The organism is Ruegeria sp. YTSC106 (assembly GCF_059609765.1).
Map to the genome: position 1 here is coordinate 186,149 of NZ_JBXWMI010000001.1, position 17,470 is coordinate 203,618.

Sequence of the window (17,470 nt, forward strand, 5' to 3'; positions counted from 1 at the left end):
CGGCATGATGGACACGGACATTCTCGACCTGCTTGAAGATATCGGGCGGACCTCGGTCGCACGGCTGTCTCCGGCTGTGATGATAGCATGGGAAACTGCAACTGCTCGCCGATCCGCGATATTGCGGGCAATCCGTGGCACGGTTTTACCGCGCCGGTTGGAATTCACCGCCGCAAACGGGGATTGTCTGGCAATTGAGGTGAACAGCTCCCGGATCACGGATGTTTTCAAGGTACCCGCAGGTCAGATTCCGGACTTTGAAACAGAGCCACGCGCCGAACTGATCGAGAAACTGGCTGGATTGGTATCCGACATCTCCATATCGCCTGCTCCGCTTGAGTTAATGTCGGGCAAACCGGACACAGCGCTTGAAGTGGATGAGGTAGGTATCACCTTCAGCGAAATCGAGAACGCCTGCGCCGCCATTGAGCTTCCGTCCGAACCGATTGTTTCTGTCGTCCCAAATGTTGAGAAACCTGTTGATGACTGTCCGCCTGCCGAGGAAACACCCGATGCAGCAACAACACTTGCCCAACGTTTTTTTGATGCATCGAGCCGCTTCGCGTCAGGTCGTGTTTTTGTAGACAGTGCGGAAAACACCGCACCCCTTTTGGAAGGTGTGTGCAAGCCATCCGAGCCGATGTATCCCGACCAGGACACGCTGGCCCGTTTTGTTGCTGATTTTGCCGGCTGGGATGGTGATTCACAGCAAGAGATTGAAGACCCGCAGCTGATTGTCATGAGGCCAACGGGCGGAAAAGGGGCCGGTCTGGCCGTTCTGAGTGACCGTGGTCAGATCGCGGTCACCATCCACGAAGCCCGCAAACTGGGGTCGGTTGTCAATCTGTGGACCTCTTTGCAGGAGGCAGAGAAATGATTGCCTCCATTGGATTCAAATTTTCGACTACTTCTATCTGTTTTTTATTGTAGCCAGGGTAATGAGTAATGAGTGAAACACATCGCCGCGAACTTATTCGCATAGCAGAAGAAATGAACGGGATCAGCAATGATGAAACGCGCCAGTTCATTTCCCGCATCATTGGTGATCTTAGCAATCTGAAACCGTCAATTGCCTTTGTCGGGCAAATCAAGGCTGGTAAGTCGCGTCTGATCAACGGCTTTACCGGTCAGGCAGAGTATTTGCCTTCGGATGTTAACCCGTGGACAACTGTTATTACCGATATGCACTTCGGGCACCCTTCCGGCAGAACGCAAGGTGCCGAATTCCATTTCTTCGACAATTATCAATGGCAATCTTTGATCGCCGAGGGTGAAGAACTGCGCAACATGTTTCCCGATGACGAGGACAGCTACAAGCGCGAGATGATCGAAGAACAGGTCGAGGCCATGAAAGTCCGGGCGCAGCGGCGTCTGGGCGACAGCTATGAACAGCTGTTGGGCCAACAGCACGATCTGGACGAACTGACATCAGATGACCTGGCCAGATATGTCTGTGCCGGGGATGATCCGTCCGAGGATGGGACTTTGGATCCAGGCAGTGATCGTGGGCTTTACAGCGACATCACCCGCAAGGCCGAAGTCTATTTTGACCTGGGCCACTTCCCGTTTCCACTGACAGTTACTGACACGCCCGGCGTGAATGATCCCCTGCTGATCCGCGAAGAGATTTCACGACAGTATCTGAAGGAATCCGATTTCTTTGTGGTGGTCCTGTCCGCGCATCAGGCATTGTCGCGCGCAGATCTGAAACTGTTCCGGTTGATGCAAGCGTTGGAACTTGGGCAGATCGTCGTGTTCATCAACCGTGTGGACGAATTGGGCGGGGGAGCAGAAGACGCAACCAAGGTTCGTCTGGACGTTCTGGACGGGCTCGAAAAGGCGCTCGGCAACTCGAACATCGATGTTTTGATGGGCAGCGCACAATGGGCGCACTATGCTCTTACCGGTGATGAAACAGGGGTGAACCACGATCATGTTCTGGCATGGCTGCGCGCCCACCCGGAACAGATGCAGCAATACCTGAACGGTGTGGCCGAGATCAAACAAGGCCCGGGACCGATCAGCCGCGAAGCCGTCCTGCGTTTCGCCGCAATGATCGCGTCTGGCCTGCCCGATCTGCGCCGCCATGTCACTCAAGCTTTGACGGACGGACCAATCAACGAACAGTTGCGGATGGCCTGGCAACATCTCGACAGCTTCGCGCGAGGGGAACTTGAGCGATCCCAGGTTCATTTGCGCGCTCTGCAAGAGGAAGACGGCATTGACGCCCGCAATGCCGATGAAAGCGACAAGACTCTTGCCGAATTGCGCAAACTGATTGCCGACAAAACCCAAGAGATCACGCGTGATATGGACGATGTCCTGTCAAATCTGCGCGGTGTCATGGATGACACGGTTGCTGAATCCGTGTCTGTCGTCGTGCGCGGCCCGGACGGCCAGTCGCCTCTGCTGGCAAAAGGTGGAGAAACCGAGCTTAACTTCACCCCACTGCGCGAACGTATGCGTGAACTGGTGCAGGGGGCCTCGCAAGTCGTGCGGCAGCGAATGCTCAGCGACCTGTATGCGATCGACATGCAATGCAATGCCGCCTTGCGGGCTTTGCCGGGGTGGCAAGAGCAAGTCGACAATCGCATGAACACCAGCGCCGTGCGCTGGTTCCGCCCGGACACCACCGCTCTGACCCGTGGCATTACGGTTGAGTTGCGTGTAAACTGGCTTTCGCGTCTGATCTCGCGAAATAGCGTTGTGGCGCGCGCCGAACGAATGATCGTGCAGGAGTTCGAGTTGATTGGGGATGATCTGATCGACACCACGCGCGACAATCTGTTGGAAAGACTGAGCACTGTGCTTGATCATTATTTGGCTCTTCTGGCTGGTCATCTTGAGCACAGATCCAGCTCGGGCGAACTGAACGCCCAGGCCGAAGCGCAAAGCACTTTCGACCGGGCTCGCCGTATTGCAGTTGAGCTGGAAACGGTCTTTGGAACGACCAATGCGGATGAAAGACAAGCAGAGGCTGCGGAATGATTGAATTTCCCGGAACTGAAAAGGAAGTACGCCAACTGGAGCGCTTCCTGACCGCAACTGAAAACCTGACGCCTGACGCGGCGTTGGAGGACATGCGCGCGCGGGCTCTGGCCCATGCCGAACGTCTGTCAAACGCGGTCAATATCGGGTTCGCCGGGGAATTTGGTGCAGGCAAGTCAAGTTTGGCGAACATGCTGGCTGGTGCGGATATTCTTCCAACCGGCCCGCAGCATCTGAAATTGCCGCTCGTGATCGTCGCATACGCGGAAACACCCGAAACGACTGTCGGTTGGTGGGACAAGGAACCAAAGACCTATTCAGGCATCGCGCTGGAAAAAGCGGCCCAGGAAGAGCCTGATTTCATATCAGTTGGCATCAATACACCGGCTCTGAAGGAGATATCGCTGTTTGATCTTCCCGGGTCGGGAGCTCTTGATGATACATATAAGCCGACTTTGGATCTGCTGAAATTCGTCGATTGTGCCATCTGGTGCACAAATGGAACCAATGCCTGGCGCGAGACCGAGCGCCACTTGTGGTCTCAGGTGCCGCCCGAACTGCGGGCCAACAGCCTGCTGGCCGTTACACATGCGGATCTCCCACCGGTGCAGGGTGCTTTGGACCGCGTCCTTGCACGTCTGAACAAGGAAAAAGAAGGAATGTTCCGCGCTGTTGTGCCTATTGGTACGCCGGTGGCGGTGCGTGCCATGGCTCAGGAGCCCGAACCTGACTTTGCGCTTTGGGAAACCTGCGGCGGACAGAACCTTGCGGAACACGTCCTGGAAGCGGCGTCCAACCGGCGCCACAGTGATCTCGAGGCTGCACGAAAGGATATGCAGCTGGAATTCCTGCCCTATCTTGAGGCGCTACAGGGACCGGAGCCAGAGGTTGCTTCGAATGACACTGCGTCAATGCAGTCAACGCTGGGTTCTGCCCTGCCCCCGCTGAACAATCCCATTCTCGAGGACTGGCTGGCCGCAATAGCGAGCATCTATGAAGATTTGCGTGAAACATCCGACATCGAACCGGCAGCGTTCTTGCACAGCTGTCAGGAGATCGTCGAAGACTTTGCGGAACGGCTGGAACAAGGTGGCGAGATTGATCCCGAGGCTGATTGGATTCCTGCAGAATTTGAGAAAGCGACAGACTTGCTTTTGCTGCTGCAATTCGAAAGCGGGGACGCGCCGCTGAAGGACGCAATCAGCATTCTGACGCAGTTGGGCGACAACCTTGCTTGGGCTGGCAGCACGGTTGCGGTGGCACAACCAAAGACCGGTACCTGACGCTTTCCCGCCAAGATTGAGCTGCAATGCAGCGATTCGAAGGGCCGAGGAATCGGCCCTTTATTGTTTCGAATTCGTGGACCAACACGCTTGATTTGGGGTTTCAGTTTTCAATCAACCCATATCGAAAATCTATATGTAGTGGCTTCAACCCATAGGTATACAATATCTGCTATCTTACGGAATACGATCCATAGTGAAGCCATCAGGCGGCCCCAATAAAGTCAAATTTGAAACGTCTAACCGTTCTCAAGTGTCCTGCGGTTGTTTTTGGTTGTGAGTTCGTGGGCTGTCGGCCCGGTTTTTCTAAGCCGCAAAATGAATAGAACGGGCGGATTGAAATGAGCCACAACCAGGCTGTCGGTGCGACGCACGACGAACCAAAAATTGAGGGATTGCAGCCAGGCGCAAAGCTGTTGCGCGGGCAATATGAAATCCTCCGCTATCTCAGCAACGGGGGATTTGGTATCACCTATCTCGCGCGCGACAGCCTAGAGCGCGACGTCGTGATCAAAGAGTGCTTCCCCGGAGCGCTGTGCCGCCGCAACGGTGATCTGGTCGAACCAAATGACCCGTCCTTCAAGGACGACCTGCGCTCGATCATTGACCTCTTTATTCAAGAAGCGCGCAATCATGCGCGTCTGGTACATCCCAATATCGTAGACGTGCATCAGGTGTTCGAAGACAATGACACCGCATATATCGCAATGGACCTCATCCGTGGGTGCGACCTGCTGGATTATGTGGAAAACCCGGAAAACGACGGCGGCCCTGACTTCATCGTTCAGGTCACTGAAAAAATGCTATCCGCGGTATCTTTCATTCACCAGAGCGGCATGTTGCATCGGGACATATCGCCAGACAACATTCTGATTGATGAAAACGGAGACCCCGTCCTGATCGATTTTGGAGCCGCACGAGAGCAAGCAGCGAACAAATCGGCAGCATTGTTGACCCTGCGCGTCATCAAGGATGGATACTCTCCGCACGAATTCTATGTCCGGGGCGCGGAACAAGGACCCAGCAGCGACCTCTATGTTTTGGCCGCTACGCTCTATCACGCGATCAGCGGTGAACGCCCCATCGACGGCCAAAACCGTTTGAATGCATTCAACAACGGCCAGGATGACCCTTATACACCGCTGGCCGGTCGTTTCGAAGGATATCCAGAAGGGTTCCTTGAAGCGATCGACAAGGCGATGGAAGTACACGCCACGGATCGCCTGCAATCCGCATTGGATTGGTTGCGCATGTTCCGCGGTCCTGGTGTCATGTTTGATACATTCGCCTATCGCCCCGTGTCCGTGATTGTTGGCATGGATCGGAAAGACAAAGAGGAAGAAAAGGCCCGGATCAAAGCCGAAAGCGAAAACGCGGAAGCGGTTGTAACAGCCTTGCTGGCCGGAAACTCGGACATTGTTCTTGGCAATGAGGACAAAAAAAATGACGACCTGGCCAAAATCACGGCGAAAGAGGAAACTCCCGTCGCTGTAGATACCGTCGTCCAGAGTGGGTCTGGCGGCAGCGGCAAGCTGATCGCAGGTGCGGCCGTTGTTGCAGTTGCTCTGGCCGCTGGTGGTTTCTTTGTGATGTCGGGCGACACAACAGAAAAACAGGCAGAAACATCCCTCGAGCAGCCCGCAGCGGAAGTACAATCCGCTGGAACAGAGGTGCCTGTGATTGAACCCTCATCCACAGAAGCGCCCGAGCCCGAAGTGGTTGACGCAACCGAGACCAAGCCGGAAGAGCCTGTCGAGCAGGCACAAACAGTACCTGCGGAGCCAGCTGTCACAGAAACAGCCTCCGCAGACACTGAACCTTCTGAAGTACAATTGCAGTCGGAAGAAGCATCGGATGTTGCAGCAGAACCCGAGATTGAAGCGCCCGCAACTGGCGCTGTCGCCAGCGTCGGAGTTCCGGCGGATCAGCAGGTATCGTTCGCGCATTGGGATGTCGATATCCCATTCCAGACATCACGCCGTCGCGGCTCGACCGGTGCCACCATTGCGGTTACCGCGGTGGACGCCAACCAGGACATGAGCGTGATCGGCGACTGGGTGCAACGTGGTGCTGTCATCTATACCCTGAATGGCAAACCGGTTCGTCAGGACGTTCCTTTTGCCGCCCAGGTTCTAGACAACCTGAACGTAGATGTCGATGGGTACACAAGGGTTGCTGCCCGCTATCGCCCACTGGGCCAGACCCGTGCACAAAATGGTTTGTTGGCCCTTCCCGCCATGCGGTCAGTTGGGTTGGAAAATGGCTACAGCTTTACCGTTAGCGCTGATGGCAACGGTGGATGGCAAACAAGGGTGAAAGCGGTTCCGGCTGATGTGGCAGGAAACCTGCAGAAAGACGATATCCTTCTGAATGAAGGCCAATCAGGCACCACGTTTGACGGCACTGATAGCCTTGATGAGATGTTGGCGGCTCTCATTTCGAACGAGCAGACAGATGCAAATCTGACCGTGCTGCGCAATGGGGCCGAGACGGCCGCCGTCATGCAGCTTGCACAGGAGTAATCTGACCGGTTCGCAAGTGATCTGCCAGTGTGTGTTTGCTGAGGGCGGCATCCAGGTTTGCCACCCTGGCGGGAACCGGACCGCCGCAGAATGTATCAGTTCCCAAGGGTATCCATTGAGTGGCCCTGCGCTGACGTGCAGGGACAAGTAGCAGCTTACGACGCGGCATATCTGCGTCAAAAACTTGAAGGTGTCGACACCATGTTCAAATACAAAAGCCCTCTGAGCCGGCTTCTCGAAGGTGCCGGCAAATCCAAAGAAGAAGACGTGACCGAGAACACGACCGCCGTAGACGGCCCTGCAAGCGAAGAAGAAAAGCAGGAACCCATTGCGGATTTCAACGCACTGCGCGCCGCATTGGCGGGTGGGAACATGACATCTGAATCCTATGAGGAAACGGATGAGCTGATCCCCGAAGAAAAAATGCCCGAGTTCAACGAGGCCGAGGCGGAAGCAGTGGCAGAACCCGAGGAATCGATCTTCGCCGAGGACAGCTCGGAAGAGGACCACGCTCCGGAGGAGGAGGACGCTCCAACAAACGTTCTGACAGAAGAGCCTGTCGATGAACCGGTTGGGGTCGAGCAGGTTGTCACCTTGCATGTGTCGGAAGCACCCGCAGAGACATCACCAGAGGAACCGACAGCGCAGGTCGTGTCCGAACCCACCGAGCCGGAAGTGGTCGAAGTTGAGGTCGCGGAAGCTCCGGTTGCGGAAGCGAAGCAGGTCGAAGTGACCGTTGAGCCGGTGATTGAGCAAGTTGAACCAGCCCCGGTTGAGGACCGTCGTTCACGGGTCAAGACGACATTTCTGGGCTTTGAGCGCGCCGATACTCATGTACAGGACCTGATCGAAACCTCCGAACCCGTAGCAAAAGCAGAAGCGGTACAAGAGACATTTCCTGTGGGTTGGCTGGTTGTAACATCAGGTCCGGGACGGGGTTCAAGCATCACGCTGACCGAAGGCCTCATGCAAATCGGTCGCAACGATGACCAAGCCATCCAGTTGGACTTCGGTGATACAGGCATCTCGCGCTCGAACCATGCGGTTATCGCCTATGATCCGGAAGATCGAAAGTGCTATCTGGGCCATGGCGGCAAGGCAAATCTTGTGCGCCTGAATGGCAAACCCGTTCTCAGCACCGTGGCGCTGTCCAGTGGAGACCTGATCCGTATCAGCGAAACCTCCATCCGGTTCACGGCCTTCTGTGACGACGGTTTTGATTGGCGGGATTCCTGATTGATGCTGGCAACTCCGGCATATGATGTTGCGCTGATCCTGAATCAGGGTCAGCGGGAAACGCAGGAAGACGCGATTGCGGCCCGCATGTTCGACGCGTCGGACGCGGGGTATGTTGTAATTGCGGATGGCATGGGTGGCCATGAGGCGGGTGAAGTAGCTTCGGAAATGGTAGTCGCCGCCTGGCGCGACGCTCTGGACGCTGAACTTGAGGCAGAAACCCTGAACGAAGGATCGGCGATAGATGCGCTTCCTTTGGCCGCCATGCAAGCCAATGCCGCGATCGCCAACCATAACGAAGCTCAGGGCAAGGGGTTCAACATGGGATCGACCATGTTGGGCGTCCTGTTTCTGGGGCGGCGTGTGTTCTGGATTTCGATCGGCGACAGCCCTCTTTACCTGTTTCGCGATGGAGCGTTGAAGCAGGTTAACGAAGATCATTCGATGGCACCCGTGATCGCTTGGAAAGTCGCTTCGGGCGAGATCACAGAAGCAGAAGCCCAAGAAATGGACCGCAATCAATTGACCTCCGTGGTCATGGGCGGGGCCATTCCAAAAGTGGATTGCCCGGAAGATCCATTGATCGTGTCACCTGCTGATGTCCTGGTCCTCGCAAGTGACGGGCTGCAGTACATCAGCGACGCCGAAATTCAAACCATTCTGCGGGAACATCAGCAGGGCCTGGCGCAAGACATAGCCGAAGCATTGCTGAAAGCTGTGCAGGCCAAGGGCGACCCGGATCAGGACAATCTTTCCATCGCAGTCGCGAAACTCACAAGAACCTAAAAAAGGCAAAGCAACAGGACCCATGAGACAGCACTTAATCATATCAAGCCTTGCCCTTGCGGCCGCCACAGGCGCAGCATCGGCGCAGGAAGCGTGTTCAAGTTATGAAATTCAACGCGGCGACAGCTTGAGGGAATTGGCAATCGAAGTGTATGCGACCGAGGATTTTCGCATCATTTTCGATGCAAACCGCAATGTTATCGGTGCCAACCCCAATATCATCCGTGTCGGCGACGTTTTGGAACTGCCCTGTCTGGAAGACGTTGGGCGTGCACCGGTGCTGGCTGATACCGAGGCCGAACGACTGGCTGCCGAAATGGCAGCAGAGCTGGTAAAGGCCGCAGAAGAACGCGCCGAGAAAGCCGTGGCCGTAGCGGAAGCCCGTGTCGCCGAGGCGGAAGCCGAAGCAAAGAAAGCGAGTGAAGAGGCGGTCGTTGCAGCACGGGCTGCGGCCAAGCAAGAGATTGAAGCCGCCCGTTCCGAAGCTGCCGCTTTGATCCGGAACGCTGGAACGGGTGAACGGCCCGAAATTCGCGATCGTCAGTTGCTGTTGATCACCGGCGGAAACTACGCTCCGTTTACCGATGAATCTCTGCCCAACCGGGGGCTCTATACGCATCTGGTTGAGACCGCGATGTTTCGGGCCGCTCCTGAGCAGGCCTACAAGATTCAATTCGTGAATGACTGGTCATCCCATCTGGACCTGTTGATGCCAACACTCGCATTTGACGCCACCTTCCCTTGGTCGCGCCCCAATTGTGAGGACGCCGCCGCACTGTCGGAAAATGATCGTAACCGGTGCGAAACCTACAATTTTTCAAATCCGTTCTACGAGGTCGTAGATACATTCTTCGCCCGAGAAGGTTCCGGCTATGAACAGACACTGACTTATGCCGACTTTGCCGGAGCAACGATCTGCCGCCCGGAAGGTTGGTCTTTGTCTCACATGGACGCGGTAAGCCTGTACGAACCGGTCATCAAACTTCTGCGTCCGACGTCACCGGATGATTGCTTCCACGCACTGATGGAAGGCACCGCTGATATCGTAGCCATCGAAGCGCATCTGGCTGTCGAGGCAATAGATCGGCTTGGGTATCAACACCGGATTATCGAAAACCCAAACCTTGCGGCCATCAAGTCGCTTAACGTCATGACCCACAAAGATAATCCTGATGGGGAAGCGATCCTGGAGACGCTGAACCAAGGTCTGGCAATCATGCAGCAATCGGGCGAATGGCGCGACATCGTGTCAACCGCCCTGCGTCATCAAATGGAAAATGGATAAGGCCCCAATCTGGCCTGACAAACTAAAGTCTGGAGGAAGTGGACATGTTTAACGAGAAAATAAAAAAGGTAGCGCTTTCAGCAACCGCGATTACCGCTCTGAGTGCGGGCGCCGCTGCGGCACAGGAAGCTTGTACCAACTATACCGTACAAGACGGCGACACCATGGCGACCATTGCAATCGCAGCCTACGGCACATCGAACTATCAGCCGATCTTCAACGCAAACCGGAACGAAATTACCAACCCCAACGCACTTGAGCCTGGTCTTGTTCTGGCCCTTCCCTGCGAGGACGGCAGCCTGCCAAATGGCCAGAGCGCGCAGGAACTGATCGCAGCCGAAGAAAAGCGTGCCGCAAGCGTCAAGCGTTCAAACGTCTACGCGCCGCCCATCAAGTTGGTTGCCGGCAACGGTTGGGAACCATTTACGACCGAAACGCTCAGCGGCGGCGGTATTATGACTCGCCTCGCAACCACCAGTCTGCAACGCGCCGGAAACAGTCGCGATTATTCTGTCAGCTTCGTCGACGACTGGAGCTCACATCTCGATACCCTGTTGCCGCTTGGTGCGTTTGATGTTTCTATCGCTTGGACGGTCCCGGATTGCACGAACCGCACATATGAATGGTCTGCTGAGACGACGGCGCGCTGCACTCAGTTCGTCGCGTCGGTTCCAGTCTACGATATCGTCGGCGGCTTCTTCACACTGCCGGAAAGCCAGTATGCAAACGCTACCGATTTCAAAGACTTTGAAGGTTCCACCATCTGCCGGATGGCAGGTTGGAGCATGGTAGTTCTGGAAGAAGTCGGTTTGAACCGTGAGAACACAACAGTTGTCCAACCCAACTCGGCGCGTGAATGCCTGGACGCGGTTATGACCGGCACCGCCGATGTCGCCGCTTTTGAAGTTGATCTGTTCGCGTCCACCATGAAGGACATGGGCCTTACGTCAGGTGACATTATCGAAAACCCGTATGTTTCGACATTGTCTTCGATGAGTTTCCTAGCACACCGCACCAACCCGTTCGCGCGTGAGTACATTGCAATGATGAACAAAGGTCTGAACGAAATGCGCGAGTCCGGCGAATGGTATGCGATTATATCTGACTCTCTGCGCGAGCAGAACGAAAAACTGAACGCAGCTTCGAACTGATCCCTCGGTTCAGCTGAAACTATGGGGCCGGTTCATCAATCGGCCCCCTTTTTGTCAGCGAAAAACGGAAGGTTTTTCAAGATGACAAAATTTGGCCTCTTATCTGCTTCATAACAGCCTCAAATGCGCAGCACCTTCTACCCTTAAGCACGACCATCATTCAATTGATGCCACTGAAAGAGCGTGATTTGCATATGATACAGGGCGCCTTCGATACTCAAAGAAAATCTCTGATGCCAGTGACAAGAGCGGACTTGGACATTGCGGTGATTTTGCCTTGCTACAACGAGGCAGTTGCGATTGGCGAAACCGTTCGGCAGTTTCGTTCAGCCCTGCCGGACGCTACCGTTTACGTGTATGACAACAATTCTACTGACGAGTCCGTCAAAGTCGCGCTTGAGGCAGGCGCCCTGGTCTATTCCGAAACATACCAGGGCAAAGGCAACGTGGTCCGTCGAATGTTTGCCGACGTTGACGCGGATGTCTACGTTATGGCTGACGGGGATGCGACCTACGACAGCGCTGCGGCACCGGAATTGATTGACCTGCTCGTTTCGCAGAATTTGGATATGGTCAATGGCGCCCGGGTGAATGAAGAAACCGAAGCCTATCGGCGCGGCCACAAATTTGGCAACGCGTTGTTCAGTTGGCTTGTGAAATTCTTCTTCAACAGCAAAATCAACGACCTGCTTTCAGGTTACCGCGTTTTCAGCAGACGCTTTGTCAAAAGCTTCCCTGCGGTATCAAACGGTTTCGAAATTGAAACAGAGCTAACAGTTCATGCGATGCAGATGCGCATGCCAATCGGTGAGGTTCAAACAAGATACTCGTCACGCCTGCCAGATTCGAACTCCAAGCTGGCAACTTTCTCTGATGGGTGGCGGATTCTCAAAATGATCGGACTGTTGATCAAAGATGAAAAGCCCGTTGCGTTTTTCCTGTCTTTGGCCGTGGTAATGTTTTTGCCTTCGCTATTTGTGTTTGTGTCCGTATTCCGGGAATTTTTGGAAACGGGGCTTGTTGATAGAATTCCATCTGTTGTCGTTGCCGTGTCCGGTTTTGTCGCAACAATGCTGTCCGTTGTCTGCGCTCTGATTTTGGAATCTCTGGCTCTTGCCCGAAGGGAAGCGCGCCGTCTTTCGTATTTGCGACACAAGGGTGTTGCGGCGTCGGCTGTCGAGCAAATCAAACCATCGCTTGTTGAGACCGAAACCCGTCGGTTTGGTTAACAAAACCCATCCTTCAGTTTACTGCTAGGCAAATGGACGGCCTGTTCGCTCGTGAGGGAACGAACAAGCTGCATTGCTCAAAAATGTAGTAATCCAAAAATGCAAATGGCCAGCACCCCAAATGCTGGCCATTTTTCTGAGTGAGTGATATAGCCCGAAGGCCTCACCAGTGAAATTCTTTGTCTCCAAACACCTAACGCGGACTGAAAATCGGCGCTATTGGGGGAATCCCGTAAATCTTGTATTTTTTCCAAGGATCAGGGTGTTTCGATCTTCGCTAACTGCGCGGCTCTCAGTTTCAGGAAAGCGATCGAAATTTCTGCCCGGCGAGCGAGCGGCCAAGCGTTGAAATCCAACGTGTTGCGTAGGTGTCTCCCGGGCACACATTGCGCATGTCGTTCATAGAATGTGACAAGGTTGGTTTTAACGGCGCAGCCACAGCAAGTTACAGATGGTCGGGCGCAAGGTTTGGGGCTGTCGCGGTCTTTTGGCAATCCCGCGTTCCATGAAAAGGACCGCACAAAGGCGGTCCTTTCGTGTTCTGATGTCGGACGAAACTCGCCCGTTTGCTCGACAGTGATTAGCCGATGATTGCGTTCAGCGTAGCGCTGACGCGCATCACGGCGGCAGTTTTGAACGGGTCGGTGTGATAGTATCCGCCCAAGTCCACGGCTGGTCCCTGAACAGCGGCCAGTTCCGACAAGATCTGCTCTTCTTTGTCTGCCAGTTCTTTTGCCAGTGGTGCAATTTCAGCTGCCAGTTCTGCATCGTCGGATTGGGCCGCCAAAGCTTCGGCCCAGTACCGCGCGAACCAGTAATGGCTGTCGCGGTTGTCAGGTTGGCCGACTTTCCGACTTGGTGAGCGGTTGTTGTCCAGAATGCCCTGAGTTGCAGCCTCTGCCGCGGCGCCGAGAACACCTGCCTTCGCGTTGCCTTTGGTGTCAGCCAGAAAGTTCAGAGACTCCCCAAGCGCGCAGAACTCACCCATCGAATCCCAGCGCAAATGGTTTTCCTCAACCAATTGCTGAACGTGCTTCGGGGCTGAGCCCCCTGCCCCGGTTTCGAACAGACCGCCGCCATTCATCAGCTTGACGATCGACAGCATCTTGGCCGAGGTACCCAGTTCGAGGATCGGGAACAGGTCCGTCAGGTAATCCCGAAGCACGTTACCCGTGATGGCAATTGTATCTTTCCCGGCTGTTATGGTCTCCAATGACTGGCGGGTTGCCTCGCGCGGAGCCATGATCTGGAACTTGTCGGCAACGCCAGCCGCCTCGAGCGCCGGCTTTACGTATTTGATCAGCTCGGCATCGTGAGCGCGGTTTGCGTCCAACCAGAAGATCGCCTCGGACCCAGTCAGGCGCTGGCGGTCCATCGCCAGTTGAATCCAGTTTTCGATCGGTGCTTTCTTGGCAGTGCAGGCGCGCCAGATGTCACCCTTTTCAACAGCGTGCTCGTGCAGTGTTTTACCATTGGCCAGCACAATGCGGATGGTGCCATCGGCAGGCGCTTGAAAGGTGGTCGGGTGTGAACCGTACTCTTCGGCTTTTTGCGCCATTAGGCCAACATTTGCGACCGCACCGGCAGTGGCCGGATTCAGTGCTCCGTTGGCTTTGAAAAATTTGATGCTTTCATCATAAACAGTTGCATAGCACCGATCGGGGATCACGCAATTTGTGTCACCCTTAGCACCGGTTTCATCCCAACCCTTGCCGCCCGCGCGTATTACCGCTGGCATCGAAGCATCAATGATCACGTCGGAAGGAACGTGCAGGTTGGTGATACCCTTGTCGCTATCCACCATATACATCGACGGGCGATCAGCTTTGATCGCGTCGATCGCGGCTACGATCGCGGCATTGTTTTGAACCCGCTCAAGCAAGTCTCCTAGACCAGAGTTTGGGTTCACACCCAGCGCGTCCAGTTCAGCGCCGAATTTTTCAAAGACCGGAACCAACCAAGCCTTGACCGCATAGCCAAAAATGATCGGGTCAGAGACCTTCATCATCGTGGCTTTCAGGTGCAGCGAGAACATTGTGCCGTCTTTCTTGGTGTCCTCGATGGCCTCTGCTAGGAACGACGACAGAGCTTTGACCGACATGAAAGTCGCATCAGTCACCGTGCCTTCCTCCAACGGCCACGCATCCTTCAGAACAGTCACACTGCCGTCTTTACCGACAAACTCGATCCTTGCATCACCCGCCTGGGCAGCAGTGATGGTCGCCGATTTCTCATTGGCGTAGAAATCGTTGCCAGACATGGACGAGACTTTGGTTTTGCTGTCCGAGGCCCATTCACCCATGGAATGCGGATTTTTCCGGGCATAGTTTTTGACTGCTCGGGCTGCGCGGCGGTCACTGTTGCCTTCTCGCAGAACCGGGTTCACGGCCGAGCCTTTGATGGCATCATAGCGTGCGCGGATCGCCTTTTCTTCGTCGGTCGAGGGTTCTTCCGGGTATGCAGGGATATCATAACCTTGCGATTGCAACTCTTCTATGGCGGCCACCAATTGCGGAACCGAGGCCGATATGTTCGGCAGCTTGATCACATTAGCATCCGGGGTCTTTACCAGTTCACCCAATGCGGCCAGATCGTCTGAGACGCGCTGCTCATCCGTCAGGTTCTCGGGGAAGGCCGCCAGAATGCGCCCGGCCAGTGAAATGTCCTTGGTGCCCACGCTGACGCCAGCAGCCGAAGCGAACTTGCGAATGATGGGCAGGAACGAGGCGCTGGCCAATTCGGGCGCTTCGTCTACAATGGTATACAATATGTCGAAGTTCGATTTATCTGCCATATTCTTTTACCTTTTTAAGCCTTTCGGGGCGTGCGATCCAAGAGTTGAAGCCACTTCAGCATGGCGCGGGAGGGGCGCGATCACGATACCGCCCCTGGGTGACTCTGTTTTGACAGGGCTTCACTTAAATGACGTTGGGCTGGGAATCAATCATCTGTGCCCGCGCGTTTTGCCACGGGCTGGGCGTGTATGACCTTAGATGCTATCTGCTCAACGTTTCGCCCGTCTGTCTTTGGCGTTTCGCTTCAGGTCACGCCACATATTTTCCATGAAGCTGCGCGGCTGGTCCAACGAAGTTCTTCGAGTTGTGTCCAAGGACTACCGAAACCTCTGTCCTGTCTCGGGATCAAATACCATGGCACGGGCGGGTTGAATTGATATGCCAATCCGATCACCCATTTTGCTACGTTGGTCTTCCCGTTCTTCCACAATCAGTTTGTCGCCATTCGGCGTCAGCAGATATGAGTAGGAAACACCGCCAAGTGCTTCAGTCAGGTCCACGGTGCAGGTATCCGCTGAGCGGTCTATGAAAACGTGTTCGGGACGCATTCCCAACGTCACCTTATCCTTTCCCGCAGGAACGTTTGCCGAAATTGGTAACGGCTGACCTAGGGCGGGATGGGTGACGTGGCCGTCGGCATAATCGCAATCGAGAAAATTCATAGCGGGCGAACCGATGAAGCCCGCAACAAACCGATTGTCAGGATCGCGGTACAGATCCATCGGAGCCCCCACTTGTTCAATCCGGCCATCACGCAGTACGACAATCTTGTCGGCCATCGTCATGGCTTCGACCTGATCATGGGTCACATAGATCATGGTCGCACCGATTTCCTGATGCAGTCGCGCGATCTCGACGCGCATCTCGACCCGCAACTCAGCGTCCAGGTTGGACAAGGGTTCATCGAACAGAAAAACCTCGGGCCCGCGAACAATGGCCCGCCCAATCGCAACCCTCTGCCGTTGCCCCCCCGACAGGGCCTTGGGTTTGCGTTTGAGATAGGGGTCAAGCTTCAGAATACTCGAAGCTTCCTGCACTTTTCGGTCGATCTCGGCTTTTGGGACACCGTTCATGCGCAAGCCAAATCCCATGTTTTCGGCCACTGACATGTGAGGGTAGAGCGCATAGGTCTGGAACACCATGGCCACGCCGCGCTTAGCCGGGTCCATATGTGTCACCTCGCGCGCCCCGATGTGAATTTCGCCTTCCGAAGTTTCTTCCAACCCCGCGATCATCCGCAATAAAGTTGATTTTCCGCACCCTGAAGGACCAACAAAAACGCAGAATTCGCCATCTTCGATCTGCAGGTCGATCCCATGAATGACCTGAGTCTGACCGTATCGTTTGATTGCCTGGTTCAGAGTTACACCTGTCATGTCACTTGCATCCTGTCGTTTCTGGGGCTTGGGCGCGTTTCGGGGAATCGCCACGCTTGTGCTTCGGTTCCGATTTGTTCGGCCACTCGCCGTACGCGCGGCACCCAGGCCTCGAGTTGGTTGAAATCCATACGTTCGGTAGACCCGGTTATCGAAATCGCACCGAGCATCCGACCGTTCAACGTCAGAACCGGGCATGCGATGCATATGATGCCGGGCTCATGCTCTTCATTATCGATGGCAAATCCCCGGCTGCGAATCCGGTCGAGATCCGCCCTCAACATCTGCTCTGATGTCAGAGTACTGTCAGTGAAGCGGTGATAGCTTTGCTGGGAAATCGCCCTGTTCAGCGCATCTTCATCCAAGAAGGCCAGCATCGCCTTGCCAACCCCTGTACAGTAGGCCGGGCCAACCTTGCCAGCCTGAGAGTACATTTCGATAGGCTGCGCGGCGTTGCGTTTATCGACGTAAAGAACCTGACTTGAATCGAGTTGCGCCAGATGCACGGTCTCACCGGTTTCCCGGCTGAGGGCATCCAGAAAAGGGCGTGCAATCGGCGCCAGAGAGCTTTGCGTCCATGCCGCATGGGCCAAACGTACCAACCGCATCCCGGGGGAATAGGTCTGCCTGTCGCGGTCATAGGACAGCATTCCCTGATTGGTCAGGGTTTGCAGGAATCGGTACAGGGTCGCCTTTGGAAAATCGCTGCTTTCCAAAAGTTCAGCAAACCGAACCGGGCGCTCAAACGACGCCACTTGATCGAGCACATCACATGCTTTGCCTATAGTTCCGTCACCTGACACGGGTCTCCGCTCTCCT

At 55.1% G+C, this 17,470-nt stretch carries 12 protein-coding genes; 9 read left to right on the forward strand and 3 right to left on the reverse strand.

The window, feature by feature from the left end; all coding sequences use genetic code 11:
- Positions 1-4: 4 nt before the first annotated feature.
- The 9 genes from AC2FEB_RS00850 (at position 5) to AC2FEB_RS00890 (ending at position 12,480) form a co-directional block, all read left to right on the forward strand.
- The gene (locus AC2FEB_RS00850; RefSeq protein WP_496883802.1) at positions 5-877 is read left to right on the forward strand and encodes a hypothetical protein; all 873 of its coding nucleotides are present in this window, start codon (positions 5-7) and stop codon (positions 875-877) included.
- 68 nt (positions 878-945) lie between these two features.
- Positions 946-2,988, forward strand: a complete 2,043-nt coding sequence (locus AC2FEB_RS00855; protein ID WP_496883803.1) for a dynamin family protein — start codon at positions 946-948, stop codon at positions 2,986-2,988.
- Positions 2,985-4,271 (forward strand): dynamin family protein, encoded by a 1,287-nt coding sequence (locus AC2FEB_RS00860; RefSeq protein WP_496670660.1) that lies wholly within the window; start codon positions 2,985-2,987, stop codon positions 4,269-4,271. The genes AC2FEB_RS00855 and AC2FEB_RS00860 overlap by 4 nt, the downstream gene beginning before the upstream one ends.
- 341 nt (positions 4,272-4,612) lie before the next feature.
- Positions 4,613-6,793 carry a serine/threonine protein kinase gene (locus AC2FEB_RS00865; protein ID WP_496670658.1) on the forward strand — a complete coding sequence of 727 codons (2,181 nt, stop codon included), beginning with the start codon at positions 4,613-4,615 and terminating at the stop codon, positions 6,791-6,793.
- 201 nt (positions 6,794-6,994) lie between these two features.
- On the forward strand, positions 6,995-8,029 hold the full coding sequence (locus tag AC2FEB_RS00870; protein WP_496670655.1) for an FHA domain-containing protein: 1,035 nt from the start codon (positions 6,995-6,997) through the stop codon (positions 8,027-8,029).
- 3 nt (positions 8,030-8,032) lie between these two features.
- Positions 8,033-8,815, forward strand: coding sequence for a PP2C family protein-serine/threonine phosphatase (locus AC2FEB_RS00875; RefSeq protein WP_496670652.1), 783 nt, complete (start codon positions 8,033-8,035; stop codon positions 8,813-8,815).
- A gap of 22 nt (positions 8,816-8,837) precedes the next feature.
- Positions 8,838-10,100 (forward strand): type 2 periplasmic-binding domain-containing protein, encoded by a 1,263-nt coding sequence (locus tag AC2FEB_RS00880; RefSeq protein WP_496670649.1) that lies wholly within the window; start codon positions 8,838-8,840, stop codon positions 10,098-10,100.
- 44 nt (positions 10,101-10,144) lie between these two features.
- Complete coding sequence (locus AC2FEB_RS00885) at positions 10,145-11,251, forward strand: LysM peptidoglycan-binding domain-containing protein (protein ID WP_117873246.1); 1,107 nt, start codon at positions 10,145-10,147, stop codon at positions 11,249-11,251.
- 233 nt (positions 11,252-11,484) lie between these two features.
- Positions 11,485-12,480 (forward strand): glycosyltransferase family 2 protein, encoded by a 996-nt coding sequence (locus tag AC2FEB_RS00890; RefSeq protein ID WP_496670646.1) that lies wholly within the window; start codon positions 11,485-11,487, stop codon positions 12,478-12,480.
- A gap of 580 nt (positions 12,481-13,060) precedes the next feature.
- Here the strand turns inward: AC2FEB_RS00890 and AC2FEB_RS00895 are convergent.
- From AC2FEB_RS00895 to AC2FEB_RS00905, 3 genes are all read right to left on the reverse strand, one after another.
- The gene (locus tag AC2FEB_RS00895) at positions 13,061-15,274 is read right to left on the reverse strand and encodes an NADP-dependent isocitrate dehydrogenase (RefSeq protein WP_496670643.1); all 2,214 of its coding nucleotides are present in this window, start codon (positions 15,272-15,274) and stop codon (positions 13,061-13,063) included.
- 318 nt (positions 15,275-15,592) lie between these two features.
- On the reverse strand, positions 15,593-16,651 hold the full coding sequence (locus AC2FEB_RS00900; protein ID WP_117873242.1) for an ABC transporter ATP-binding protein: 1,059 nt from the start codon (positions 16,649-16,651) through the stop codon (positions 15,593-15,595).
- Positions 16,648-17,454, reverse strand: coding sequence for an IclR family transcriptional regulator (locus AC2FEB_RS00905; protein ID WP_117873240.1), 807 nt, complete (start codon positions 17,452-17,454; stop codon positions 16,648-16,650). The genes AC2FEB_RS00900 and AC2FEB_RS00905 overlap by 4 nt, the downstream gene beginning before the upstream one ends.
- Positions 17,455-17,470 lie beyond the last annotated feature (16 nt).